Source organism: Brevundimonas intermedia (assembly GCF_004614235.1).
Taxonomy (GTDB): Bacteria; Pseudomonadota; Alphaproteobacteria; order Caulobacterales; family Caulobacteraceae; genus Brevundimonas; species Brevundimonas intermedia_A.
On sequence record NZ_SPVH01000006.1, the window covers coordinates 1,348,470 to 1,372,581 of the forward strand.

The window sequence follows — 24,112 nt, forward strand, 5'->3', positions numbered from 1 at the left end:
TTAGTCCACGGCCCGGCATTGCGTCGGCTGGCGGCCTTCGACGGACCAGGTGGCGAGGACGCCCTTGCCGCGCAGTTCGACGTTGGAGGCGCGGTACCAGATGCCGTCGGCGGCGCGCTCCTGATACAGGTCGATGGCCTCGCCGGACGAGTTGCGGATGGTGGCCATCTGGCGCGGATTGTCGAAATCGACCGACAGGCGCTCGCCGTTGTCGCACAGGTAAACGGTGTGGACGACGCGGTTAAGGGTGCGATCCTGGATCTCGGCGCCGGTGCGCTGGCGCGCGGTCTGGGCGTCGATGGCGCGTTCCTTGACCTCGTCGCCGGTGGTGGGCGCCTTGTCGGGGTCGGGACCGCAGGCGGTCAGCAGAGCAAGCGCGGCGAGGCCGCTGAAGACGATCGACTGCGGCAGATCCGGCTTGAACAACGACATTCCCTCCACGGCGACGCCCAACAGCGCAGCTTTTCGCGGCGTTCTAACGTGCGCCGCCTGCAGCCGTTCCCCGCCGTTGACGGAAGAAGGACTTGAGCAGGGTGGACGCCTCTTGCCCCAGAAGACCTGAGTCCGTCGTCGGGCGCCAGTGGCAGGTGGGTTGCTCGAACAGGCGAGGGCCGTGAATGACGGCGCCGCCCTTGGGATCGTCGGCGGCCCAGACGACGCGGCCGATGCGGGCGTGGCTGATGGCGCCGGCGCACATGGCGCAGGGCTCCAGCGTCACATAGAGGGTCAGGCCGGTCAGACGGTAGTTGTCCAGGGCCGTCGCCGCGCGACGCATGGCTACGATCTCGGCATGGGCGGTGGGGTCGTGTGACGCGATCGGACCGTTGGCGCCGGTCGAAATTACCTCACCTGAGGCAGGATCGACAAGAATTGCACCCACAGGCACCTCTCCTGCGTCCGCCGCCGCTTGCGCTTGGTCCAGCGCCATGCGCATGAACCGCTCATCATGGTCCGCCATACAGACGACAACGACAAGAAGCCCCGCGCCCGTCAAGACGAACGGTCGCCCCGGCCCTTTAAATCCTCCGGTCCCCGCAAGAGCGGCGACGGGACGAAATCCTATGGCGACAAGCCGCGCAGCCCTCGCGAAGACGGCGCCAAACGTTTCGGCGACAAGCCTGATCGCGGCGACAAGCCCCGCGCCGGCAAGGACGGAAAGCAGTCCAAGACGCCCGAAACGCCGCTGCGCGCTGAGCGAATCGCCAAGACCATGGCCCGCGCCGGCATCGCCTCGCGCCGCGAGGTCGAGCGGCTGATCGGTCTGGGCAAGGTGGCGGTCAACGGCCGCATCCTGGATACGCCGGCCACCCTGGTGACGCGCGATGACGTGATCACCGTGGACGGCAAGCCCATGGGCTCGACCCAGGCGACGCGCGTCTGGCGCTATCACAAGCCCGCCGGCCTGCTGACCAGCCACAGGGATCCGACCGGTCGCCCGACCGTGTTCGACGCCCTGCCGGCCGGCCTGCCGCGCGTGATCTCGATCGGACGCCTGGATCTGTCCACCGAAGGCTTGCTGCTGCTGACCAATGACGGCGAGCTGAGCCGGGCGATGGAGCTGCCCTCGGCCGGGCTGGTGCGTCAGTACCGGGCGCGGGCGCGCGGCAAGATCACGCAAGAACAACTGGACGAGCTGAAGAACGGGGCCGTCGTGGAGGGCATTTCCTACGGTCCCATGGTGGCGACGCTGGACAAGGCCAAGGAGTCCAAATCCGAGGACGGCCGCACGCCGAGCAACCTGTGGATTTCGGTCTCGATCACCGAGGGCAAGAACCGCGAAGTCCGCAAGGTGCTGGAGTCCGTCGGCCTGACGGTCAACCGCTTGATCCGCCTGGCCTATGGCCCGTTCCGTCTGGACGTCCTGCCGGTCGGCTCGGTCGAAGAGATCGGGCCGCGCGTGATCCGCGAGCTGTTGGCTGACTACATCCGGCCCGAGAACCTGCCGATGGGGAATACGGTCGAGACGCCGGCGCCCATGCCCGGCCGTCGCGTGTCCACGCCGATCCTCAAAGGGAACTCGGGCTCGGCCATGTCGGACCCGTCGCGCAAGCCCAGCCGGGTTCGCGCCGCCGAGACGGCCCAGGCCGATGCGGTAGAGCGCCGCGAGCGGCCGCCCAAGAAGGAAGGCTGGGCCAAGGCGACGCCCCGCACCGTCCATCCCAAGAAGACCTACAAGCCGCGCGAGGACGGCGAACGTCCGGCGCGCGCCTACACGCCCCGCGAGGACGGCGACCGTCCGGCCCGCACCTATACGCCGCGCGAAGGCGCTCCGGCGCGCACCAGCGACGGGCCCAAGCGCGAGTACAAGCCGCGCACGGCGGCTGGCCCCGAGGGCGCCAAGCGCGACTTCAAGCCGCGCGGCTTCGGCGCGAGCGGCAGCAGTCGCGAGATCCGGCCGCCCCGCACCGGCGGCGGCAAGCCGGCGGGGCCTTCGGGCACCAGCGGCCGCGCGCCAGGGGGCAAGCCCCGCACGCCGCGCTAAGCGGCGAACGGAGACCTGACGATGGATGCACGCCTGTCCGGCCGGTGCCTGTGCGGTGCGGTGACCTTCACCGCCACGCCCAACGGCGGCATGCACGCCTGCCATTGCCCCACCTGCCGGCGGCAGTCGGGCGGCATCCTGTTCAGCGTCGATTGCGGCGACAGCGTCGAGGTCCAGGGGGATGTGGCGACCTACGCCTCGTCCGACTGGGCGACGCGCCAGTTCTGCCCGGCCTGCGGGACCGGCCTGTTCTGGCGATCCAACGACGGCGGGATCACCATGGTCTCGGCCCAGGCGTTCGACGATCCGACGGCCTTCGCGCTGGAGGACGAGTTCTGCATCGAGAGCAAGCCGGACGGCTATACCTTGGCAGGCGAGCGGCCGCGCCTGACGACCGAACAGCTGTGGGCGCAGTTCGCGCCGCCGCAGGACTGACGCCGTGCGGATCGTCGCCGGAAGCCTGAAGGGCCGCGCCATCGTCGCGCCGGACGGGCAGGGCACGCGCCCGACCTCTGACCGGGCGCGGCAGGCCGTGTTCAACGTGCTGGAACACGCCGCCTGGGCCGAGAGCTTGCAGGGCGCGCGGGTCATCGACCTGTACGCCGGCTCGGGCGCCTTGGGGCTCGAGGCGGTCAGCCGGGGGGCGGGCTTCTGCCTGTTCGTCGAGACGGACGACGGGGCGCGGGGCGCCATCCGCGAGAACGCCGACGCCTATGGGGTGATGGGGCGCACCCGGGTGCACCGGCGCAGCGCCACGGACCTGGGCGTGCGGCCGGGATCGGACGGCGAGGCCTTCGACATCGCCTTCCTGGACCCGCCCTATGGCAAGGGGCTGGGGGAACAGACGCTGCTGCGGCTGCTGGAGGGCAACTGGCTCAAGCCCGGCGCCATCGTGGTGTTCGAGCGCGGGTCGGACGAGCCGGAGATCGACACGCCCGGCTATCAGCGGCTGGATGCGCGCGACTATGGCGCAGCGCGGGTGCTGTTCCTTCGACGGGAACGCTGATATCCAAGGTCGTTCCATGGGGTGATGGAGGGCTGAATGTCTGGTTCGTTTGTTCGACGCGCGGTGCTGGGCGTGGCCTTGGCCGTCGGGCTCTTGCCCGGACTGGCCTGGTCGCAAACCAAGGTGACGTCGTCGCCCATCGCCGGCTTCCCCCATGCCAAGGTCTATGTTCAGGAGGGTGAGGGCTCCAGACCGGTGGTGGTCATCCTGCACGGCGCCGAGGGCGGGACCGAGGCGGGCGACCGGTATGGTCCCATACTGGCCGGGCTGGGCTATGCGGCCGTGGGCCTGCCCTATTATTCGCCCGACTGGGCCCAGTACGGTCCGCCCAAGGCCCTGCCGGAGATTGCCGGCAGCTTCGTCGATATCCGGATCGATCAACTGACCGAGTTGCGCGAAGTATTGCGGGGGATGCCCGGGATCGATGTGGAACGGTTCGGCCTGTTGGGCGCCTCCAAGGGCTCGGAATTCGCCTTGATCGCGGCCAGCCGCTACGACTGGATCGACGCCGTCATCGCCTATACGCCCACCGACGTGGTGTGGGAGGGCTGGGGTCTGGAAACGGTCGAGGCCCAGGGCACGCGGTCGTCCTTCTCGTTCGAGGGAAAGGCGCTGCCCTTCATGCCCTATCGCGGCTTCATCGAGGGGCTGCTGGCCGGGCCGGGCAAGGCCGACCTGCGCGCCATCCACGCCAACGGCCGCGCCGACAATCCGCAAAACGAAGCCGAGGCGCGCATTCCGGTCGACGCCTATGCCGGGCCGCTGATCCTGATCGCGGGCGAACGCGACGCCCAGTGGGACTCGGCATCAGCGACGCGCGCGATCGTGGCGGCGCGAGAGGCCGCCGGGCGGGAGACGACGGCGCTGATCTATCCCGAGGCGGGGCACGATCTGGTCGGTGACGGCGGCCCGCGCGAGAGCCCCCTCAGCGGCGGATCGGCAGAGGCGGATGCTGCGGCCCGCGCCGACGCCTGGCCCAAGGTAACGGCCTTCATGGCCGAGGCGCTGGCCCCCTGATCGTAAGGGCCTCAATCAACCTTGGCGGGGCAGGCGTTCGACCAGGCCACGCGCGGCGGCCGTCACCTCGGCCCAGGTGACCTCGAACCCGGCGTCGTCGCCGAAATAGGGATCGGTCACGGCCTGGCCCTCGCGGCCGGGGACGTGGTCGAGCAGCAGGCTGAGTTCGGCGGTCGCGTCGGCGGGGGCCAGGCGGCGCAGGTTCTCCAGATTGTCGTGGTCCAGGGCCACCACATGGGTGAAGCGGCGGAAATCGGCCTGCGTCACCTGCCGCGCCCGCAACCTCGAGATCTCGACCCCATGCCGCCGCGCCGTCGCCTGCGCCCTCGGGTCCGGCGGCTCGCCCGCATGCCAGTCCCCGGTCCCGGCGGAATCGACGATCAGATCGAGGCGGAGCCGCTCCGCCTCGGCGCGGAGGGCGGCCTCGGCGAGGGGAGAGCGACAGATGTTGCCGAGGCAGACGAAGAGGATGGAGGGCATGGGGTGTGTCGAGGTGATAAGGCGGCAGGGTCAGCCGTCAGTGTCGTCAGGTTGGGCTTGTCGGGCTGCCTCCCGTTTCGCAGCCTTTTCCTCTCGCTCCTGTTCGATCTCTGCGAGAGACTTGAGCTGCTCAAGGCTTTCAAATTGCCCGGAGAGGGATGTCGGTATCCGGAAGTGAGCACCGGCTTCGGCTTCCTCTGCAAGCCGCATGATTGCTGGAAACCAGACTAAGAAGAACGCCGCCTGTCCCCATCGGCCCAAGCTTCCATACCATTTCATGTGTGGAAATACGGCTATTAGGCCAGACGCTTCAAGAGCGGCCCGTTCTAGCTGGACACGGCGCATATTGCCGTCGCCTGACACCACCAAGCGACCGCCACGAGCAGCGAAATCTTCAATCCAATTGACGTCTGGTTGGCCTCGCTGTGCGAGCTCTTGGGGCGTCTCAAGTTGGAAATTCTGCGGAACCCTAATAGCTCTTAAGGCATCAACGATGCGATGATTGATGCACTCGTCGAAGCGGATAAGGGTCAAGCAGCAATACGCTGTTCAAATGCGACGGCTTGGTTGACCGCTCCTTCGCTGACGCCGAACCAGTCAGCGGCCTCCGTCAATCCGTCCACCTCTGCAGATGTAGCCAGAGTTTCTGTTGGGATGGCCGTTAACTGTTCGACGATTACGGGTCGTCCAAAGGCCCTAGCTGGGTCAATCCGAACGAGCGGCATTTCCTCTGGGTAAGGTTCGAGCCATGCCGCACGCCCACTTTTGAAGACGACTCGTCCGGCTAAAGCTGGTCTGATCACTTCAGGGTGCAAGTATGCTTCAGTCAGAAGGTCGACGATCTTCTCGCCCTTGAGTTCCAAGACTGAGGCACCGTCAGTTATTAGCTGGCGTTCACGGGCTAGAGGGTGTGGGTCGCTCCAGCGTTGTCGCATGGCCTTCATGGCCTGAGCGAGTTTTCGGCGGGAAATCCCTTCGACAAGGAGATAATTGATCGCCCTTGCTTCGATTAAACCATCGAAAGAAAGCGCCAGACGGCCAGCGACTGAAGGCAGATCGGTCTTAATCAGGGGTGGATTGCCCGATAGCCAGGAAGCCACCTTAGAGGCATCCACGTCGAGCAACACGGCAACTTGCGTTGTCGTGAAGGCGCCGCGTCGTCCAAGCTCAATCCAGTCAGATGGTGTGTGCACTGCTACCTCTGAGCGCATATGCGTTGCAATGTGGGCTGTTGGCAATTGGACTTTTGTGCTCACCGTCTCCCAAACAGCTTCTCCAGATCGTGCAGCTTCAGCTCCACATAGGTAGGGCGGCCGTGGTTGCACTGGCCCGAATGGGGGGTGGCTTCCATTTGGCGCAGCAGGGCGTTCATTTCGGGGGCGGAGAGAACGCGGCCGGAGCGGACGCTGCCGTGGCAGGCCATGGTGCCGCAGATGGCGGCGAGGCGTTCCTTGAGCGACAGGGCCTGGCCGTGTTCGGCCAGATCGTCGGCGATGTCGCGGATCAGGCCCTGAACGTCGGTGTCGCCCAGCATGGCCGGGGTCTCGCGCACCAGGACGGCGCCGGCGCCGAAGGCCTCGACGATCAGGCCCATCTCGGCCAGTTCCTCGGCGCGGGAGGCGACGCGTTCGGCCTCGGCGGGGTCCAGATCGACCACCTCGGGCGTCAGCAGGGCCTGGCGCGTCACGGACCCCTCGGCCATCTGGGCCTTCATCCGCTCATAGACCAGCCGCTCGTGGGCGGCGTGCTGATCGACGATGACCAGGCCGTCGCGGGTCTGGGCGACGATATAGTTGGCGTGCAGCTGACCCCGCGCGGCGCCCAAGGGGTAGTCGAGGGGGTCGGTGGGGGCGTGATTGATTAAGGGTGAGTCGTGACTGGCGGGCTCGGCGGCGGGTTGCTGAGGCCAGGCGGGGCCGTCCCATGAGGGTTCGACGCGGGCGCTGCGTTCGTTGAGGCCTGGGATGATCTGGGCGGCGGCGGCGGGCTGGGACCAGCCGGTCCAGCCGCTGAAGCCTTGGGCCGAGGGGGCGCTGGGGCTGTAGGCGGGGCCGGAAGAGAGGCCGGTGTGGGGCTGGAAGCTGGACAGGGTGTCGGCGGCGACGGTGGTGGAAGCGCGGTGTCCGGCGGCATGCAGGGCGTGCCTCAGGGCGCCGACGATCAGGCCGCGCACCAGGGCCGGATCGCGGAACCGGACCTCGGCCTTGGCGGGGTGGACGTTGACGTCCACGTACAGCGGGTCGATGTCGAGGAACAGGACGGCGGCCGGGTGCCGGTCGCGCGCCAGGAAGTCGGCATAGGCGCCGCGCAGGGCCCCTTGCAGCAGGCGATCCTTCACCGGGCGGCCGTTGACGAACAGATACTGATGCGCCGCATTGCCGCGCGAATAGGTGGGCAGGCCGGTGTAGCCCGACAGGCGCACGCCGTCCCGTTCCTGATCGATGAGCAGGGCGTTTGCCTCGAAGTCGCGGCCCAGCAGGGCGGACAGCCGCTTCAGCCGGCCCGCGTCGCCGGGATGTTCGGCGGGCAGGCGCAGGGTGACCTTGCCGTCCAGCGACAGGGTGAAGGCGACGGCCTCGTGCGCCATGGCCTGGCGCTTGATCTCCTCCGAGATGGCCATCGCCTCGGACCGTTCGGACTTCATGAACTTGAGCCGGGCGGGGGTGGCGTAGAAGAGGTCGCGCACCTCGACCCGCGCGCCGTGCGGGCCGGGGAAGGGGGCGGGGGCCAGGGGACGGGTCTCGCCGCCCTCGACCTGGATGGTCCAGGCGTCGGTCTCGTCACGGGAGCGGGTGGTGATGGACAGGCGGGCGACCGAGCCGATGGAGGGCAGGGCTTCGCCCCGGAAGCCCAGGGTGTGGATGCGCAGCAGGTCCACGTCGCCGGCGTCGTCGGGCTCAAGCTTCGACGTGGCGTGGCGTTCGATGGCCAGGGGCAGTTCGGCTTTCGGAATGCCCTTGCCGTCGTCGGCGATCAGGATGCGCGACAGGCCGCCGCCGTCGGCCTGGATCTCGATATTGCGGCCCCCGGCGTCCAGGGCGTTCTCGACCAGTTCCTTGATGGCGCTGGCCGGCCGCTCGACCACCTCGCCGGCGGCGATGCGGTTGACGGTTTCGGGGGAAAGGCGGCGGATGGGCATGAGGGCAGGAAGATAGGGCGCGCGGGGGATTCGCGCCATGAGGCACGACGGCGTCCTTCTCCCCTTGGGGGAGAAGGTGGGGCCGCAGGCCTCGGATGAGGGGGTTCTGTCCGCCTCGGGACGGTGAGGGCATGACTGCGTGTGGCAGCCCCCTCATCCGTCTCGCTGCGCGAGCCACCTTCTCCCCCGAGGGGAGAAGGGATTACTCGGCGGGCTTGGTCTTTTTAGCGGGTGCGTTCTTCGCCGGAGCCTTCTTCGCGGTGGGCTTCTTGGCTGCGGCCTTTTTCGGGGCTGCGGCCTTCTTGGCGGCCGGGGCCTTCTTCTTCGGCGCGGCGCCGGCCTTGGCGGCAAGCAGGGGCAGGGCGTCTTCCAGGGTCAGGTCTTCGGGCGCCGTTCCCTTGGGCAGGGTGGCGTTGATCTTGCCGGACTTGACGTAGGGACCGAAGCGGCCGGCCATGACGTGGATCGGCTCGCCCGTTTCCGGGTGGGCGCCCAGATCCTTGAGCGGAGCCGTGGCGGCGCCGCGACCGGGACGACCGGCGCGCTTTTCGGCCAGCAGGGCGACGGCGCGGTTCAGACCGACCTCGAACACCTCGTCGATGTCCGAGACGTTCGCATAGGTGCCGGCGTGCAGGACGAAGGGCCCGTAACGGCCCAGGCCCGCCGTGATCATCTTGCCGTCCTCGGGGTGGACCCCGACCTCGCGCGGCAGGGCCAGCAGACGCAGGGCCTGGTCCAGCGACAGGGAGGCCGGCGACCAGCCCTTGGGCAGGGACGAGCGTTTGGGCTTTTCACCCTCCGGCGGCGTGATTTCGACGTAAGGGCCGAAGCGGCCGATCTTGAGTTGCACCGGCTGGCCGGTCTCGGGATCCATACCCAGTTCGCGGTCGCCGCTTTCGGCCGAACCGTCTTCGGCCGACGGGCTGGCGACGGGGCGGGTGTATTTGCAGTCCGGATAGCGTTCACAGCCGATGAAGGCGCCGAACCGGCTGGTCTTCAGGCTGAGTTGGCCGATGTGGCACAGGGGGCATTCGCGCGGGTCCGAGCCGTCTTCCTTGGCCGGGAAGATGTGCGCGCCCAGGCTTTCGTTCAGGGCGTCCAGAATGGCGGTGGTGCGCAGTTCGCCGGCGGCTTGCGTCGCGGCGTGGAAGTCCGACCAGAACTCGCGCAGCAGCACCTTCCAGTCCAGTTGACCGGCCGACACCTCGTCCAGACGCGTCTCCAGCGCGGCGGTGAAGTCGTACTCCACCCATTTGCGGAAGAACTGTTCCAGGAAGGCCGTGACCAGCCGTCCCTTGTCCTCGGGATAGAAGCGGTTCTTGTCGACGCGGACGTATTCGCGGTCGCGCAGGGTCGACAGGGTCGAGGCGTAGGTCGAGGGGCGGCCGATGCCCAGCTCTTCCAGCTTCTTGACCAAGGTGGCTTCCGAATAGCGCGGGGGCGGTTCGGTGAAATGCTGGTCGGTGCGGATGGCGTCGACCTTGGCCTTGGCGCCTTCCTTCAGGGCCGGCAGGCGGCTGGTGTCGTCGCTCTCGTCCTCTTCGGCGCCCTTCTGCTTCTCGTCGCGGCCTTCCTCATAGACGGCCATGAAGCCGTCGAAGGTGACGACCTGGCCGGTGGCCCGCAGGCCGGTCAGGCCGTCGGGCGTCTCGATATCGACCGTGGTGCGGTCCATGCGGGCCGCCTCCATCTGGGAGGCGACCATCCGTTTCCAGATCAGCTCGTAGAGGCGCTGAAGATCGGATTCGAGGCGCAGGCTGTCGGGATGGCGGGCGATGTTGGTCGGTCGGATCGCTTCGTGCGCTTCCTGAGCATTCTTGGCCTTGGTCTTGTAATAGCGGGGTTCCTGCGGAACGAAGGCCGGGCCGAACTGCTGGCTGATGACCTCGCGCGCCTGGGCGATGCCCTCGGGCGTGGTCTGGACGCCGTCGGTCCGCATATAGGTGATCAGGCCGCCGGTCTCGTCCACGCCCTCATACAGTTTCTGCGCCGCCTGCATGGTGCGCTGGGCGGAAAAGCCCAGCTTGCGCGAGGCTTCCTGCTGCAGGGTCGAGGTGGTGAAGGGCGGGGCCGGGTTGCGGCGCACCGGCTTCTTCTCGACCGAGTTGATGGTGAAGTCGCCGGCGTCGATGGCCGCGCGCGCGGCCGCGGCGGTCGCCTCGTCCTTGATGTCCAGACGCTGGACCCGCTTGCCCTCATGCTTGACCAGGCGGGCGGTGAAGGGCGGGCTGTCGGCGTTCAGGTCGGCCTCGATGGACCAGTATTCCTGGGCCTTGAACTTCTCGATCTCCATCTCGCGATCGACGACGATGCGAAGCGCGACCGACTGAACGCGGCCAGCGGAACGGGCGCCCGGCAGCTTGCGCCACAGGACCGGCGAGAGGGTGAAGCCGACCAGATAGTCCAGCGCGCGGCGAGCCAGATAGGCCTCGACCAGCTCCATGTCGATCTGGCGCGGATTGGCCATGGCGTCCAAGACGGCGGACTTGGTGATGGCGTTGAAGGTGACGCGCTCGACGTGCGTGTCCTTCAGCACCTTCTTCTTGTTCAGCACTTCGAGCACGTGCCAGCTGATGGCTTCCCCTTCGCGGTCGGGGTCGGTCGCCAGGATGACGCGGTCGGCGCGCTTGGCGGCCTCGGCGATTTCGGACAGGCGCTTGGCGCCCTTGGCGTCGGCCTCCCAGTGCATCGAGAAGTCGTCGTCGGGCAGGACCGAGCCGTCCTTAGACGGCAGGTCGCGGACGTGGCCGTAGGAGGCCAGGACTTCGTAGTCCGGGCCGAGATACTTATTGATGGTCTTGGCCTTTGCGGGGCTCTCGACGATGACGAGGTTCATATCTGTCCGGTCTCGGGAAGGGGCGCGAACGTGGTTGGAGCGGGGCCGTGTGTCAATCGCACCTGTCGTCTTACAGCCCAAGGTAGTTGTGTTTTAATGAAACGCGGTTAGATTGCGAGACTGGCAACGGAGGCGATCATGGCGACGGCACACCCCCAATCGGCGAGCGCGCCGGAGTTCCGATCCGACATCAAGGCGGCGGCCTTTCCCACGCGGGAATATATCGGCGCCATGGCGCTGGAAATGGCCCGGCTGGCGCGCGACGAGGGCGACGCCCGGCTGGCGGGAATGCTGGAACAGGTCGCGGGCGTGGCGGGCAATCCGGCCGCCTAGACCGAGGCCAGACCGCCGGGCAGCAGTTCGGCGCGGCCGGTCAGGCTGAGCTCCAGCAGGGCCGCGGCGACCTGGGAGACGGGTGTGTTGAGCGCGCGGGCGATCTCGTCGCGCGGCGTCGGCGTGGGCGAGAGCAGGGCGGCGACGCGGTCGAGGAAGGCGTCGTCGATGTCGCCGTCGAATCTCATTTGATCCGCCGCCGGCTCGCGCAGGGTGCGCAGGGTGTCGAAGGCGCGGTCGATGTCCTCGATACCCTCGCACAGGATCGCCCCCTGACGCAGCAGTTCGTTGGGGCCGCGCGCGCGGGGATCCAGCGGCGAGCCGGGCACGGCGAAGACGTCGCGGCCCTGTTCGGCGGCGAGGCGGGCGGTGATCAGCGAGCCGGACCTGATCTCGGCCTCGACCACCACCACGCCGCGCGACAGGCCGGAAATGATGCGGTTGCGGCGGGGGAAGTCTCTAGCCTGGGCGCGGGCGCCCACCGGGCTTTCGGAGACGATGCAGCCCTGATCCGTCAGGCGGGCGTAGAGGTCGGCGTGTTCGGGGGGATAGATGTCGTTCACCCCGCCGCCCAGGACGGCGACGGTTCCGGTCGGAAGGCTTCCTTCGTGGGCGGCGGCGTCGATGCCCCGCGCCATGCCCGAGACGACGACATGGCCGGCCTGACCCAGTTGTTGCGCCAGGCCGCGCGCGATCCGCTGACCGCCCGCAGAGGCGATGCGGGCGCCGACGATGGCGACGGCGGGTTGGTTCAGCAGGTCGGCGCGGCCGCGGGTCCACAGGATGGGCGGGGGCGGATCCAGGGCGGCCAGCATCTCGGGATATCCCGCGTCGCCGAGCACCAGCAGACGGGCGCCGATGGCTTCGCCGGCGGCCAGTTCACGCTCGACCGCCTCGACCGGCGGGGGCGTGGAGGCGGCGCCGGACTTGCGCACCAGATCGGGCAGGGCCGCCAGCGCGCTGGCGGCGGACCCATAGCGACCGATGAGTTGGGCGAACGTGACGGGACCGATGCGGTCGGTGCGGGCGAGCCGCAGCCGGGCGAAGCGTTCGGCCGGGCTCAGGCTCACGCCTTCTTGGCCCCGATACGCGGTTCCTCGCCCTTCAGCAGTCGGGCGATGTTCTGGTGGTGGCGGACCCAGATCAGGACAGCGGCGAAGACGGTCAGGGCGAGGATGGGCAGGCCCACCGGCAGGCCGACGACGGCGAGCGGCAGCAGGGCCAGCAGGGGCGCGGTCGCCGCCGAGATCAGGGCGGCCAGCGACGAATAGCGGAACAGGAAGGCGGCAAGCAGCCATACGGCCCCCGCCATCAGGCCCAGCGGCCAGGCGGCGGCGAGCAGCAGGCCATAGAAGGTGGCGACGCCCTTGCCGCCCTTGAACTTCAGCCAGACGGGGAAGAGATGGCCGAGGAAGGCCGCGCCGCCGGCGATGGCGCCGGCCGTCTCGCTGTCGAACAGGTGACGGGCGATCAGCAGGGCGGCGGCGCCCTTGCCGGCGTCCAGCAGCAGGGTGGCCAGGGCTAGGTCCTTGCGGCCGGTGCGCAGGACATTTGTCGCGCCGATATTGCCCGAGCCGATGTTGCGCACGTCGCCGGCGCCCGCCGCGCGGGTGATCACCACGCCGAACGGGATCGAGCCGAGCAGATAGCCGCCCAGCGCGACGAGCGCCAAGGTCCCGAGCGCCGGGGCCACTAGATCCTGCACGTTGATTCGCTCCCCGCGTGTCGTTGCGGCAAAATGCGTCGGCGCGCGGCGCGGAGCAAGCGCGATCCGACCTCTTGACCCGACGATCGGCGCAGCGTCTGGTCCGCCCGCCTTGCCGGAGACTGTCATGACTCGAATCCCCGCCGCCGCCGCCGTGATCCTGATGCTTTCCACGGCAGGTTGCGTCGGCGCGCCGCCTGTCCGTTCAACGCCTGTCGCCGGACCGGCTTTGGCCGCCTATTTCGACTGCGTGCGCGACGGCGGTGTAGCGATCTCGGCGCACCGGGCGGTCTCGGCGATGGATCAGCCTGAAAACTCCATCGCCGCCATTGAGGCGACCGGACAGGCCATTCCCAATGCGATCCTGGAGTTGGATGTCGTCCTGACCAAGGACCGGCAGTTGGTGCTGATGCACGACGAGACGATGGAGCGGACCACCACCGGGCGCGGCCGGGTCGCAGACCTGACCCTGGCGCAGGTGAGACAGGCGCGGCTGAAGGCGTCGAACGGCGCCCCGACCCGCGCCGCGCCGCCGACCCTGGGCGAGGCGCTGGACGCCGCCGGGCGCGTCGGAGGCATCGCCAGCATCGACCTGAAGCCTGCGGACGGCGAGACGACCGTCGATCTGGCGCGGGCGGTGATCGATCAGGTGCGCCGGTCGCGGGCGTCAAACCGGGTGATCCTGATCACCTATAACGAGGCCGATGCCCGAGCGGTGGCGGCCATGGCGCCGGAGATGATGATTTCGGCCGGACTGAGCGGCGTGGACGATCTGCAAGGGCTGAACGCGCCGCAAATCCTGGCCTGGACCGGGACGCGCGAGGAACGGCCGGCCCTGTGGCGGGCGCTGCGCGAGGCCGGCGTCGAGGTGCAGTTCGGCACCCTGGGCCGGGAAGGCGTGCGCCGCGACGACCTATACGCCGCCGACGGCGACGTGTCGGAATATCGCGACCTGACGCGCCAGGGCGTGACCGTGATCGCCACCGACACGCCGCTGGCCGTCAAGTCGGTGCTGGGCGTCGAGCTGGCCAAGGCGGCGACGTGCGAGCGGGTGCGCTGATCTTCAAGGTTTTGCGGGGAGCACCGTCATCAGGGCGCGGGTGAAGCCGACGGGGGCGACGGTCAGGTGGTCTTCGTCGGCCAGGACCGTGGATCGGACCGTCAGGCCGGGATAGGCGCGCGATTTCAGGGTGCGCTCCATCGTGCGGACATCGGCGACCATGTCGGCGCCGGAGGTGTTGCGGCGGTCGGGGCCGGGCACCTCCCAGCCGCCGATGTACATGAAGACGTCGGCGGGCAGGTCGCGATGGGTGCGGGCGTAGTCGGCCTCCATCCCCATGATGTGGCGCTTGTCGTACCAGAAGGACGGGCTGCCCAGGACATAGGCGTGGAACAGGCCGGGGTCGGTGAACAGGATCTGGGCGCCCAGCAGGCCGCCGTAGGAATGGCCCAACAGGATGCGGCGCGCGGGATCGGCGCGGAAGCGGCTCTCGACGAAGGGCAGGGCCTGGGTCTTCAGATAGGTCTGATAGGCGGGACCGCCGCCGCGAAGCATGGGCGCGGCGTCACGCGGTGCGTTCGGGGTCGGGGTGTAGTCGCGGTTTCGACTGACGGTGCCGCTGTCGCCGCGCGAATAGGACAGGCCGACGAGGATGAACTCCTCGACCACGGGGCCGTCCAGGTTCACGCGCCGGGCGATCTGGCGAAGGATGGGGAAGGCGTAGTCCGCGTCGGTGACGTAGAGGACCGGGTAGCGGCGCTGGGGGCTGGTCTCGTAGCTGGCGGGCAGGCTGACGAAGACCTGATAGTCGCGGCCGGAGACGGGGTCCGGCACGGTCCAGACCTGGGTGCCTGTCAGCATATAGGGCGCGCCTTCGGTCGGGATGGCTGGCGCAGGCGAGGACTGGGCGTCGGCCCGTTCCGAACAGCCCATGACGGCGCCGGCCAGCAGAACCAGCCCCAGGCCGGCCGTGCGTTTCCAGATGGTCATGACCGATTCCCCGATAAGCTTCACTGTCGTTGAGCCTAGGGCGGAATGTGGCGGAAAGCCGGAGGGTCAGTGAACCTTGCGACCACCCACCCAGGTTCCGATCACCTTGCCCTGGAGCCTGCGGCCGTCGAACGGGGAGTTCTTGGATTTGGAGTGCAGGGCGTCGGCGTCGACGATGATCGGGGCGCCGAGGTCGAACAGGACCAGGTCTGCGGGCGCGCCTTCGGCCAGAACCCCGGCGTCGAGCCCCAGCAGGGCCGCCGGTCCCTGGGTCAGGGGGCGCAGCACGTCCAGCAGGTCCAGCCCGTCCTCGTGGTGCAGGGTCAGGGCGGCGGGCAGCAGGGTCTCCAGGCCGACGGCGCCGGGCGCGGCCTCGGCGAAGGGGCGGCGCTTGTCCTCGGCGGGGGCGGGGGCGTGGGCGGAGGTGATGACGTCGATCAGACCCTCGCGCACCGCCTCGACCAGGGCCTGACGATCCGCCTCGGAGCGCAGCGGCGGGTCCAGCCGGTAGAAGGTGCGATAGTCGCCGATGTCCACCTCGTTGAAGCACAGGTGGTTGATCGAGACGCTGACGGCGACCTCAAGGCCCTTGGCGCGGGCGCGGGCCAGGGTTTCCAGAGCGCCCTCGGTCGAGATTTGATCGACCAGGAAGCGGGCGCCGGTCTGTTCGACCAGGGCCAGGTCGCGCTCCAGCCCGATGCGCTCGGCGATGGCCGGACTGCCGGACAGACCCAGCCGCGTGGCCAGTTCGCCGGAGGCGGCGACGGCCCCCTCCGTCAGCCAGGGATCGGACGGACGACAGGCGATCAGGGCGTTGAAGGCGGCGGCGTAGCTCATCACCCGTTGCAGGGTGCGGCTGTTGACGATGACCTTGTCGCCGTCGGTGAAATACAGGGCGCCGGCTTCGTCCATCAGGCCGATCTCGGCCATCCGCTGGCCGTCCAGGGCCTTGGTCGCCGCGCCGGCCGCCCGGACATTGACCAGGTTCAGGGCCGCGCCGCGCCGCTGGATGAAGTCGATCATCGCCGGGTCATCGACGGCAGGGTCGGTGTCGGGCTGGACGACAATGGTGGTCACGCCCCCGGCCGCGGCGGCCAGGCTGGCGGACTTCAGCGTCTCCTTGGGCTCGGCGCCCGGTTCGCCGGTCTTGACCCGGATGTCGATCAGGCCGGGCGCGAGGCACAGGCCGTCGGCGTCGATCAGCTGATCGGCTTCGATGGGCGATGCGCCATGGACGACGCGGACGATGCGGCCGTCCTCGATCAGGAGGCCGCCGGGGCCGTCATAGTCGGTGGCGGGATCCAGCAGGCGGGCGTTGACGATGGCGACAGTGGTCATCGGAAATCCTCCACCGAGAAGCGAAGCGGAACGGGGGAGGGGGACCGCGAAGCGGTGGAGGGGGCGAGGGAGCGCGCGATGTCGGACGGCTGCAATGGATCGGAAGGTCGGCGGCAGACGCGGAATCCGCTTCCGCCCCCTCCACCACGCTGCGCGCGGTCCCCCTCCCCCGCGATGCGGGGGAGGATTTGAGCGGCGACCATCACTTGTCCCCCCAACGGGCGGAGAGGGAGGCCAGCACGGCCATGCGGGCGGCGACGCCCATCTCGACCTGATCCTGGATCAGGGAGACGTCCAGGTCGTCGGCGACGTCGGAATCGATCTCGACGCCGCGGTTCATCGGGCCGGGGTGCATGACCCTGGCGCCCGGCTTGGCCCAGGCCAGCTTCTCGCGATCCAGGCCCCAGAAGCGGAAATACTCGCGGGTCGAGGGCACCAGGGCGCCGGCCATCCGCTCAAGCTGCAGGCGCAGCATCATGACCACGTCGCAGCCTTGCAGCCCCTCGCGCATGTCGTGGAAGACCTCGCAGCCCCAGCGGTCGGCGTCGCCGGGCACCAGGGTCGGCGGGCCGATCAGGCGAACGCGCGCGCCCATCATCTGAAGCAGGGCGACGTTGGAGCGGGCCACGCGGCTGTGGGTGATGTCGCCGCAGATGGCCACGGTCAGGCTGGTCACGTCGCCGAAGGCGCGGCGCATCGACAGCAGGTCCAGCAGGGCTTGGGTCGGGTGTTCGTGGCGGCCGTCCCCGGCGTTGACGACGGCGCAGCCGACCTTCTGGCTCAGCAGTTCCGCCGCGCCCGAAGCACCGTGGCGGATGACCAGAATATCGGGCTTCATGGCGTTCAGCGTCACCGCCGTATCGATCAGGGTCTCGCCCTTCTTCACCGAGGACGAGCCGACCGGCATGGTGACCACGTCGGCGCCCAGTCGCTTGGCCGCGATCTCGAACGAGGAACTGGTGCGGGTCGAGTTCTCGAAGAACAGGTTCACGACGGTGCGGCCGTGCAGCAGATCCAGCGCCTTGGACGACTGGCGATTGAAGTCGACGAAGGCGTCGCCGAGATCCAGCAACTGCGGGGTGACGAACGGATTGAGGTCCGACGCGGCGAGGAAGTGGGGTTTCGGGAACGGGACCAGCCGGTCGCGGATGGTCTGGTCGGTGACGTCTGAGGGCTGGGTCATCGAGACGCGGCTATAGGCGCGACTCGGCCTGAACGCCAGTCAGGTGAAGTGGAACAGCATCAGCAGAATGGGGATGACCACGGCGCTGCCGACGGTGGTCAGGGCGATGACCCCCGCGATCAGGGGCGCATCCCCGCCCATCTGGCGCGCCAGGATGTAGGAGGCGGCCGATCCCGGCGCGGCGCCGCAGATCAGGGCGATCCCCTGGGCCAGGCTGTCGCCGCCCAGGGCCCAGGCGATGAACCACATCAGGGGCGGCATGACGCCCAGCTTGACCAGGGTCACGGCGGCGATGGTGGTGCGGCTTCGCTTGACCTCGGCGAAGGACAAACCCGCCCCGGCGACGATCAGGCCCAGCGGCAGGGCGGCCGCCCCCAGCAGGTCCATCGCGTCCGACAGGCCCGGGATCAACGGCACGCGCAACAGGTTCAGCGCCAGGCCGATCAGGCAGGCCAACAGGATGGGGTTGGCGATCATCGACTTGGCCAGACCCAGCACCGAAGGCTCGCGCCGCAGCGACCCCCATTTGGCCAGCACGGCGACACAGGCGATGTTGGTCACCGGAATGATGAAGGCGATGGCGACCGCCGCCATGGCCGTGCCTTCCGAGCCATAGACCGACTGGATCACCGGCACGAACACGAAGCTGTTCCAGCGGATCACGCCCTGGAAGACGCTGGTGTAGGCCGGCCCCTCCAGGGTGATCAGGGGCTTGGCCGCCAGGGTCGCCGCCGCCACGATCAGGGTCGCCCCCACCGCCGCCGCGCCCGCCACGGTCGCGCCGCCGCCGGCGAGGTCCGCATGCCAGATCGCGGGGATCAGGAAGCTGGGATAGAAGATGTTGATCGACAGCTTCTCGATCGGCCGCCAGGCCTCGTCGGGCAGGAAACCGGACTTGCGCAGCCCATAGCCCAGGGCGATCATCAGAAAGACCGGCAGGACGCCGGCGATCAGGGCCGTCAAACCCAGGTCGCCTGATCCCGCACCCGATCCAGCGCCCCCTGCAGAATCCAGGCGGCGGCGGTGCGATCCACGACCTGAGCGCGGCGCTTGCGGTTCAGGTCCAGATCCTCGATCAGGAAACGTTCGACGGCGCTGGTGGACAGCCGCTCGTCCCAGAAGGCGATGTTGATCGGGCGCAACCGCTCCAGATTTCGGGCGAAGGCGCGGCACGATTGGGCGCGCGGGCCTTCGGAGCCGTCCATGTTGGCGGGCAGGCCGATGACCAGGGCCGAGACCTTGCGATGGGCCATCAGCTTGAACAGCTGCTCGGCCTCCAGGGTGAACTTGGACTTTCTGATCAGTTCCAGCGGCGAGGCGATCAGGCGCGTGGCGTCCGACACGGCCACCCCGATGGTCTTCTCGCCCAGATCCAGCCCCATCCACGGGGTGTCGGGCGGGCAGGCGGCGGGCAGGTCGAGGAGGTCGAGGACGGGCACGGGCGGGCGGTAGGCCGCAATCCTGCGGAAGTCAAAGGCGTCGCCTTGTGAATCCGAGGTCGGAAGGCTAATCCCGCCGATACATTCCCTATCGACGTGCATTGGAGGGCCGCATGGCCATCGACGCTGCGACGGTGCGCAAGGTTGCGCATCTCGCCCGCATCAAGACCCCCGAGGATCGGCTGGAGCCGCTGGCGCAGGAGCTGAACGGCATCCTGGCTTGGATCGAGCAGTTGGACCAGGTGGATGTCGAAGGCGTGGAGCCGATGACCTCGAACGTCGCCCAGCCTTTGCGTCTGCGCGAGGACGTGGTTACCGACGGCGACAAGATCGACGCCGTCCTGTCCAACGCCCCGAAGTCGGCGGACGGCTTCTTCGTCGTGCCCAAGGTGGTCGAATAGTCATGAGCGACCTGACCAAACTGACCCTGAAGGGCGCCGTCGATGGCCTGAAGTCGAAGGACTTCTCCTCGGCCGAGATCACCCAGGCCTTCCTGACCAATATCGAGGCCGCCAATCCGACGCTGAACGCCTATGTCGAGGTGACGGCGGACAAGGCCATGGAGATGGCCCGCGCGTCCGACGCCCGCATCGCCTCGGGCGAGGGCGGGGCGCTGGAAGGCGCACCGCTGGGGATCAAGGATCTGTTCTGCACCGAGGGCGTGCAGACCACGGCCGGGTCCAACATGCTGCGCGGGTTCGTGCCGCCGTATGAATCGACCGTGACCGCCAATCTGTGGCGTGACGGGGCGGTCATGCTGGGCAAGCTGAACATGGACGAGTTCGCCATGGGCTCGTCCAACGAGACCAGCGCGTTCGGTCCGGTCAAGAATCCGTGGAAATCGACCGGCTCGAACGCCGAACTGACGCCGGGCGGTTCGTCGGGCGGTTCGGCCTCGGCCGTGGCGGCGGATCTGTGCCTGGCTGCGACCGCGTCGGACACCGGCGGCTCGATCCGCCAGCCCGCCGCCTTCACCGGGACGGTCGGGATCAAGCCTACCTATGGCCGCGCCAGTCGGTTCGGCATGGTGGCCTTCGCCTCGTCGCTGGACCAGGCCGGGCCGATCACCAAGACGGTCGAGGATGCGGCCCTGCTGCTGCAATCCATGTGCTCGTTCGACGCCAAGGATTCGACCAGCCTCGACGTCCCGACGCCCGACTGGACCGCTTCGGTCGGCAAGTCGGTCAAGGGCCTGCGCATCGGCGTGCCGCGCGAATATGTCGTGGACGGCATGCCCGCCGAGATTCAGGCCCTGTGGGATCAGGGCGTGGCCTGGCTGAAGGACGCGGGCTGTGAGATCGTGGACATCAGCCTGCCGCACACCAAATACGCCCTGCCGACCTATTACATTGTGGCGCCGGCCGAGGCCTCGTCCAACCTGGCCCGCTATGACGGGATGCGGTTCGGGCACCGGGCGGAAGAGTTCAAGTCGCTGGACGACCTGTACGCCACCTCGCGCGCCGAGGGCTTCGGCAAGGAGGTCCAGCGTCGCCTGACCATCGGCGCCTATGTGCTGTCGGCCGGTTTCTACGACGCCTATTACGTCAAGGCGCTGAAGGTGCGTCGCCGCATCGCCGAGGACTTCGACAATGTCTGGGGCCAGGTGGACGCCATCCTGACGCCGTCGACGCCGTCGGCTGCGTTTGCGCTGGGCGACAAGCAGATCGACCCGCTGACCATGTATCTGAACGACGTCTTCACAGTGACGACCAACCTGGCCGGCCTGCCGGGGATTTCGGTGCCGGCTGGTGTGGACGCGGGCGGCTTGCCTCTGGGCCTTCAGGTCATCGGCAAGGCGTTGGACGAGGCGACGGTGTTCCAGGTCGGCGCGGCGCTGGAACAGGCGGCGGGCTTTAGGGCCAAGCCGGGCAAGTGGTGGTAGTTTAAAGACCCCTCTCCCAGAGGGAGAGGGAGGGGCCCGCGCCGCAGGCGTGGGAGGGTGAGGGGTTACGGTCTGGAAGGTGTGGCGACGGTGATGAAACATCCGAACCGTAACCCCTCACCCTTTCGCCTTGCTGATCGCTTCGCTCTCGGAGGCTCAAGCCCTCTCCCTTCGGGAGAGGGAAGATGACGAAGGAGCCGACGGATTTCGCGCGTCAACTTCGGCAGCGTGAGACGCATGCTGAGAAGCTGTTGTGGAAGCGGCTGCGGGGCGGCCGGCTGGACGGGTTGAAGTTTCGCCGACAGCATCCGGTCGGACGCTATTTCGCTGATTTCGCCTGTGAGTCCGCGCGTCTTATCGTCGAACTGGACGGCGGGGTTCACGATCAGGACGACACCCACCTGAACGACCATGTTCGGCAGCAGGAGATCGAAGCCTTGGGCTGGTTCGTGCTGAGGTTTCGAAATGAGCAGGTCACGGTCGCGCTGGATACGGTTCTGGATGCGATACGCGTCCAGGCGCAGATGGCAGTCACCGTAAGCTCTCACCCGCCCGTCGGCTGAAGGCCACGGGCGGGTGAGGATGGATTTACTCCGTCGGGAGCGCCTTCAGGTCGGTGTCGATGGCGGCGATCTTGGCGTCGGTGATGTTGCCCTGGGAGTAGGGGGCGATCTGGCGAAGGGTCATGGCCTTGAACTGTCCGTAAGCGGGGTGTCTGTCGAGGCCGGGCAGATGCTTGTCCAGGACCGCCTTGGTCGCGGGATCGGCGACCAGGGCCTCGATGGTGCTGTCGATGGTGGGGTGGGCGGCGTGATTCTCATGCTCCGGGGCCGGCGAAGTCGTCGGAGCCGGGGCAGGCGCGGTCTGGGCCGAGGCGACGCCGGCCAGCAGCAGGGAGGCCGCAGCGGCGGCGGCGAACAGGGTCTTGGTCATCGAAATCTCCGTTGAGAGGCGGAAGTTGATCGCCTTTCGCGACATCATCAAGACAGCCCCCTTTCTCGCCGCCGACGACGGCGCTAGGACGAAGCCATGACCGACACTGTTTCGAACGCGAAAACCATCAAGGGCCGCACCGGCGATTGGGAAATCGTCATGGGGCTGGAAATCCACGCCCAGGTGGCGTCGAAGGCCAAGCTGTTCTCCGGCGCCGCCGTCGGCTTCGGCGCGGGGCCGAACGAGCAGGTGTCGCTGGTGGACGCCGGCTTCCCCGGCATGCTGCCGACGCTGAACAAGCACTGCGTCGAACAGGCGGTGAAGACCGGCCTGGGCCTGCGCGCGCAGATCAACAAGCGCAGCCAGTTCGACCGCAAGAACTACTTCTATCCCGACCTGCCGACCGGCTATCAGATCAGCCAGCTCTATTACCCCATCGTCGGCGAAGGCGTGGTCGAGGTGGAGGCCGAGGACGGCAGCTTCTTCAACGTCGGCATCGAGCGGCTGCACCTGGAACAGGATGCGGGCAAGCTGATCCACGACCTGTCGCCGACCGAAAGCTATGTCGATCTGAACCGGGCCGGCACGGCGCTGATGGAGATCGTGTCGCGCCCCGACCTGCGCACGCCGGAAGAGGCGGTCGCCTATGTGAAGAAGATTCGGACCATCCTGATCTATCTGGGCACCTGCGACGGCGACATGGAGAAGGGCAACCTGCGCGCCGACGTGAACGTGTCGGTGTGCCGGGCCGGAAACTACGAAAAGTTCAAGGCGACGGGCGACTTCGGCTATCTGGGCACACGCTGCGAGATCAAGAACGTCAACAGCTTCCGCTTCATTTCTCAAGCGATCCAGTATGAGGCGCGCCGCCAGATCGAGATCCTGGAGGACGGCGGCTCGATCACCCAGGAGACGCGCCTGTACGATCCGACGGCCGGCGAAACGCGCTCGATGCGTTCCAAGGAAGAGGCGCAGGACTATCGCTACTTCCCCGATCCCGACCTGCTGCCGCTGGATCTGGAAGAGGCCTGGATCGCGGAGATCAAGGCGTCCCTGCCCGAACTGCCGGACGACAAGCGCAAGCGGTTGATGGCCGACTATGGCCTGTCGCAATACGACGCCATCGTGCTGATCTCGGAACAGGCCAAGGCCGATTACTTCGAGGCGGCCGCCAAGGGACGCGACGCCAAGCTGGTGTCCAACTGGGTCACGAACGAGGTTTCGGCGCGCCTGGCGGCGGACAACAAGGACTTCAGCGAGAACACGCTGCCGGCGGCGCATGTGGCGCAACTGGTGGAGCTGATCGAGACGAACGTCATCTCGTCCAAGATCGCCAAGGAAGTGTTCGATCACGTCTGGAACGGCGAGGGTTCGCCGGCCGAGGTCGTCGAGAAGCACGGTCTGAAACAGGTCACCGACACCGGCGCCATCGAGAAGGCCGTGGACGAGATCATCGCCGCCAATCCGGACAAGGCGGCGGCTGTGGCCGACAAGCCCCAGGCCATCGGCTGGTTCGTCGGTCAGGTCATGAAGGCCACGGGCGGCAAGGCCAATCCGGCGGCGGTCAACGACATCCTGAAGGCCAAGCTGGGCCTCTGATGCTTGGGGGCTGCGGCCCCCAAACCCCTGGCTGGTCGCTAACGCTCGCGACGCGGTCGCTCGCTGCTTGAGCGACGCGTTCAACCAAAAAGGCCCCGCGGATCGCTCCGCGGGGCCTTTTCAGTTCCAGGCTCAGGCCGACGGCGGCGTGGGCGGGGTCGGCGGCTCAGGAGGAGCCGGCGGTGCGGGCGGGACTGGCGGGACCGGCGCATCCGGATCGGTGGGCTCCGTGGGTTCGGGGGGCAGCGGCGGAGCAGGTTCCTCGACGGGCGGAGGAGCCGGCGGTGCGGGCGGCGTCGGGGCGTTCGGATCCCACGTCGGCGGGGGAGCGGGATCTTGCGGCGTCTGCTGATCGACCGGCGGGGGCGGCGGGGGAGGCGCGGTCGGGGCTTGCTGAGCCGTCGCGGCGCCGGCCAGCAACAGCGAGGAGGCCAGGGCGGTCAAGGCGATCTTCATAGGACTATCCTTTGCGTGAAAGTGCGTCTTGAAGGCGTTCGGGCGTCGTCGGGGATGACAACGACAAGCAGGCTCGAACCCTAACGAGGCCGTTTTTCGTCCCCGGTCCGGGGAGTAGTTTTGGGGGCTCGATACTGGAGGTCGTGTGTCGATCATCTTCTGAAACGCGTTCGCATCGGGGGATGGATACATGCCGATGCAGTCGCGTGAGAGGTCGAGGCGCACGCGTCCAAGGTCACGGCAGGGCCATGGTTGGGGCGTGTGCCGGTGCGCCAAGTTACGAAAAAGCCCGAC

At 68.1% G+C, this 24,112-nt stretch carries 26 protein-coding genes; 10 read left to right on the plus strand and 16 right to left on the minus strand.

The features are described 5' to 3' along the window. On the minus strand, nt 1-432 hold the full coding sequence (locus EGY25_RS13050; RefSeq protein ID WP_135195369.1) for an MliC family protein: 432 nt from the start codon (nt 430-432) through the stop codon (nt 1-3). Nucleotides 433-475: 43 nt separating this feature from the next. Next, entirely contained in the window at nt 476-934 is a 459-nt protein-coding gene (gene tadA / locus EGY25_RS13055) for a tRNA adenosine(34) deaminase TadA (RefSeq protein ID WP_167762549.1), read from the minus strand. Nucleotides 935-946: 12 nt separating this feature from the next. Here tadA and EGY25_RS13060 point away from each other — a divergent pair, with 12 nt between their 5' ends. Genes EGY25_RS13060 through EGY25_RS13075 form a run of 4 tightly spaced genes read left to right on the plus strand, consistent with a single transcriptional unit; the run spans nt 947 to nt 4,505 of the window. Further along, nucleotides 947-2,482 (plus strand): pseudouridine synthase, encoded by a 1,536-nt coding sequence (locus tag EGY25_RS13060; RefSeq protein ID WP_135195371.1) that lies wholly within the window; start codon nt 947-949, stop codon nt 2,480-2,482. Between the two features lie 21 nt (nt 2,483-2,503). Then, nucleotides 2,504-2,917 carry a GFA family protein gene (locus tag EGY25_RS13065; protein ID WP_245159462.1) on the plus strand — a complete coding sequence of 138 codons (414 nt, stop codon included), beginning with the start codon at nt 2,504-2,506 and terminating at the stop codon, nt 2,915-2,917. 4 nt (nt 2,918-2,921) lie between these two features. Beyond that, entirely contained in the window at nt 2,922-3,488 is a 567-nt protein-coding gene (rsmD, locus tag EGY25_RS13070; protein ID WP_135195372.1) for a 16S rRNA (guanine(966)-N(2))-methyltransferase RsmD, read from the plus strand. 36 nt (nt 3,489-3,524) lie between these two features. Next, complete coding sequence (locus tag EGY25_RS13075) at nt 3,525-4,505, plus strand: dienelactone hydrolase family protein (RefSeq protein WP_135195373.1); 981 nt, start codon at nt 3,525-3,527, stop codon at nt 4,503-4,505. Nucleotides 4,506-4,520: 15 nt separating this feature from the next. Here EGY25_RS13075 and EGY25_RS13080 read toward each other — a convergent pair whose 3' ends face one another. The 5 genes from EGY25_RS13080 to topA form a co-directional block, all read right to left on the minus strand. Continuing rightward, nucleotides 4,521-4,985, minus strand: coding sequence for a low molecular weight protein-tyrosine-phosphatase (locus EGY25_RS13080; protein ID WP_135195374.1), 465 nt, complete (start codon nt 4,983-4,985; stop codon nt 4,521-4,523). A 30-nt stretch (nt 4,986-5,015) separates the two neighbouring features. Further along, nucleotides 5,016-5,519 (minus strand): hypothetical protein, encoded by a 504-nt coding sequence (locus EGY25_RS13085; protein ID WP_135195375.1) that lies wholly within the window; start codon nt 5,517-5,519, stop codon nt 5,016-5,018. Continuing rightward, nucleotides 5,516-6,241 (minus strand): hypothetical protein, encoded by a 726-nt coding sequence (locus EGY25_RS13090; protein ID WP_135195376.1) that lies wholly within the window; start codon nt 6,239-6,241, stop codon nt 5,516-5,518. Before EGY25_RS13090 ends, EGY25_RS13085 begins: the two co-directional genes overlap by 4 nt. After that, nucleotides 6,238-8,124, minus strand: a complete 1,887-nt coding sequence (gene mutL / locus EGY25_RS13095) for a DNA mismatch repair endonuclease MutL (protein ID WP_135195647.1) — start codon at nt 8,122-8,124, stop codon at nt 6,238-6,240. The genes EGY25_RS13090 and mutL overlap by 4 nt, the downstream gene beginning before the upstream one ends. Before the next feature lie 202 nt (nt 8,125-8,326). Then, complete coding sequence (gene topA / locus EGY25_RS13100) at nt 8,327-10,960, minus strand: type I DNA topoisomerase (protein WP_135195377.1); 2,634 nt, start codon at nt 10,958-10,960, stop codon at nt 8,327-8,329. Between the two features lie 138 nt (nt 10,961-11,098). Between topA and EGY25_RS13105 the strand changes: the two genes are divergently transcribed. Further along, nucleotides 11,099-11,293 carry a hypothetical protein gene (locus EGY25_RS13105; RefSeq protein WP_135195378.1) on the plus strand — a complete coding sequence of 65 codons (195 nt, stop codon included), beginning with the start codon at nt 11,099-11,101 and terminating at the stop codon, nt 11,291-11,293. On the opposite strand, the gene dprA is transcribed toward EGY25_RS13105, so the two are convergent. Beyond that, nucleotides 11,290-12,363, minus strand: a complete 1,074-nt coding sequence (gene dprA, locus EGY25_RS13110) for a DNA-processing protein DprA (RefSeq protein ID WP_135195379.1) — start codon at nt 12,361-12,363, stop codon at nt 11,290-11,292. The genes EGY25_RS13105 and dprA overlap by 4 nt on opposite strands. Beyond that, nucleotides 12,360-12,998: a glycerol-3-phosphate 1-O-acyltransferase PlsY gene (plsY, locus tag EGY25_RS13115; protein WP_135195380.1), complete on the minus strand. Its 639-nt coding sequence runs from the start codon at nt 12,996-12,998 to the stop codon at nt 12,360-12,362. The genes dprA and plsY overlap by 4 nt, the downstream gene beginning before the upstream one ends. A gap of 127 nt (nt 12,999-13,125) precedes the next feature. Here plsY and EGY25_RS13120 point away from each other — a divergent pair, with 127 nt between their 5' ends. Then, complete coding sequence (locus EGY25_RS13120; RefSeq protein WP_135195381.1) at nt 13,126-14,058, plus strand: glycerophosphodiester phosphodiesterase family protein; 933 nt, start codon at nt 13,126-13,128, stop codon at nt 14,056-14,058. 3 nt (nt 14,059-14,061) lie between these two features. Here EGY25_RS13120 and EGY25_RS13125 read toward each other — a convergent pair whose 3' ends face one another. From EGY25_RS13125 to ruvX, 5 genes are all read right to left on the minus strand, one after another. After that, nucleotides 14,062-14,988, minus strand: a complete 927-nt coding sequence (locus tag EGY25_RS13125) for a DUF3693 domain-containing protein (RefSeq protein ID WP_135195382.1) — start codon at nt 14,986-14,988, stop codon at nt 14,062-14,064. Between the two features lie 66 nt (nt 14,989-15,054). Continuing rightward, nucleotides 15,055-16,326, minus strand: a complete 1,272-nt coding sequence (pyrC, locus tag EGY25_RS13130) for a dihydroorotase (RefSeq protein ID WP_135195383.1) — start codon at nt 16,324-16,326, stop codon at nt 15,055-15,057. Between the two features lie 202 nt (nt 16,327-16,528). Further along, complete coding sequence (locus tag EGY25_RS13135) at nt 16,529-17,509, minus strand: aspartate carbamoyltransferase catalytic subunit (RefSeq protein ID WP_135195384.1); 981 nt, start codon at nt 17,507-17,509, stop codon at nt 16,529-16,531. 39 nt (nt 17,510-17,548) lie between these two features. After that, nucleotides 17,549-18,472, minus strand: a complete 924-nt coding sequence (locus EGY25_RS13140; RefSeq protein WP_135195385.1) for an AEC family transporter — start codon at nt 18,470-18,472, stop codon at nt 17,549-17,551. Next, on the minus strand, nt 18,469-18,948 hold the full coding sequence (gene ruvX / locus EGY25_RS13145) for a Holliday junction resolvase RuvX (RefSeq protein ID WP_135195386.1): 480 nt from the start codon (nt 18,946-18,948) through the stop codon (nt 18,469-18,471). Before ruvX ends, EGY25_RS13140 begins: the two co-directional genes overlap by 4 nt. 113 nt (nt 18,949-19,061) lie before the next feature. Here ruvX and gatC point away from each other — a divergent pair, with 113 nt between their 5' ends. From gatC to EGY25_RS13160, 3 genes are all read left to right on the plus strand, one after another. Beyond that, the gene (gene gatC, locus EGY25_RS13150) at nt 19,062-19,349 is read left to right on the plus strand and encodes an Asp-tRNA(Asn)/Glu-tRNA(Gln) amidotransferase subunit GatC (protein ID WP_135195387.1); all 288 of its coding nucleotides are present in this window, start codon (nt 19,062-19,064) and stop codon (nt 19,347-19,349) included. Between the two features lie 2 nt (nt 19,350-19,351). Next, nucleotides 19,352-20,830 carry an Asp-tRNA(Asn)/Glu-tRNA(Gln) amidotransferase subunit GatA gene (gatA, locus tag EGY25_RS13155; protein ID WP_135195388.1) on the plus strand — a complete coding sequence of 493 codons (1,479 nt, stop codon included), beginning with the start codon at nt 19,352-19,354 and terminating at the stop codon, nt 20,828-20,830. 185 nt (nt 20,831-21,015) lie between these two features. After that, nucleotides 21,016-21,393 (plus strand): endonuclease domain-containing protein, encoded by a 378-nt coding sequence (locus tag EGY25_RS13160; RefSeq protein ID WP_135195389.1) that lies wholly within the window; start codon nt 21,016-21,018, stop codon nt 21,391-21,393. Between the two features lie 25 nt (nt 21,394-21,418). Here EGY25_RS13160 and EGY25_RS13165 read toward each other — a convergent pair whose 3' ends face one another. Next, complete coding sequence (locus EGY25_RS13165) at nt 21,419-21,763, minus strand: hypothetical protein (RefSeq protein ID WP_135195390.1); 345 nt, start codon at nt 21,761-21,763, stop codon at nt 21,419-21,421. Between the two features lie 96 nt (nt 21,764-21,859). On the opposite strand from EGY25_RS13165, the gene gatB reads away from it, so the two are divergent. Continuing rightward, the gene (gatB, locus tag EGY25_RS13170) at nt 21,860-23,362 is read left to right on the plus strand and encodes an Asp-tRNA(Asn)/Glu-tRNA(Gln) amidotransferase subunit GatB (RefSeq protein WP_135195391.1); all 1,503 of its coding nucleotides are present in this window, start codon (nt 21,860-21,862) and stop codon (nt 23,360-23,362) included. 132 nt (nt 23,363-23,494) lie between these two features. Here gatB and EGY25_RS13175 read toward each other — a convergent pair whose 3' ends face one another. Then, nucleotides 23,495-23,818 carry a hypothetical protein gene (locus EGY25_RS13175; RefSeq protein ID WP_135195392.1) on the minus strand — a complete coding sequence of 108 codons (324 nt, stop codon included), beginning with the start codon at nt 23,816-23,818 and terminating at the stop codon, nt 23,495-23,497. Between the last annotated feature and the right edge of the window lie 294 nt (nt 23,819-24,112).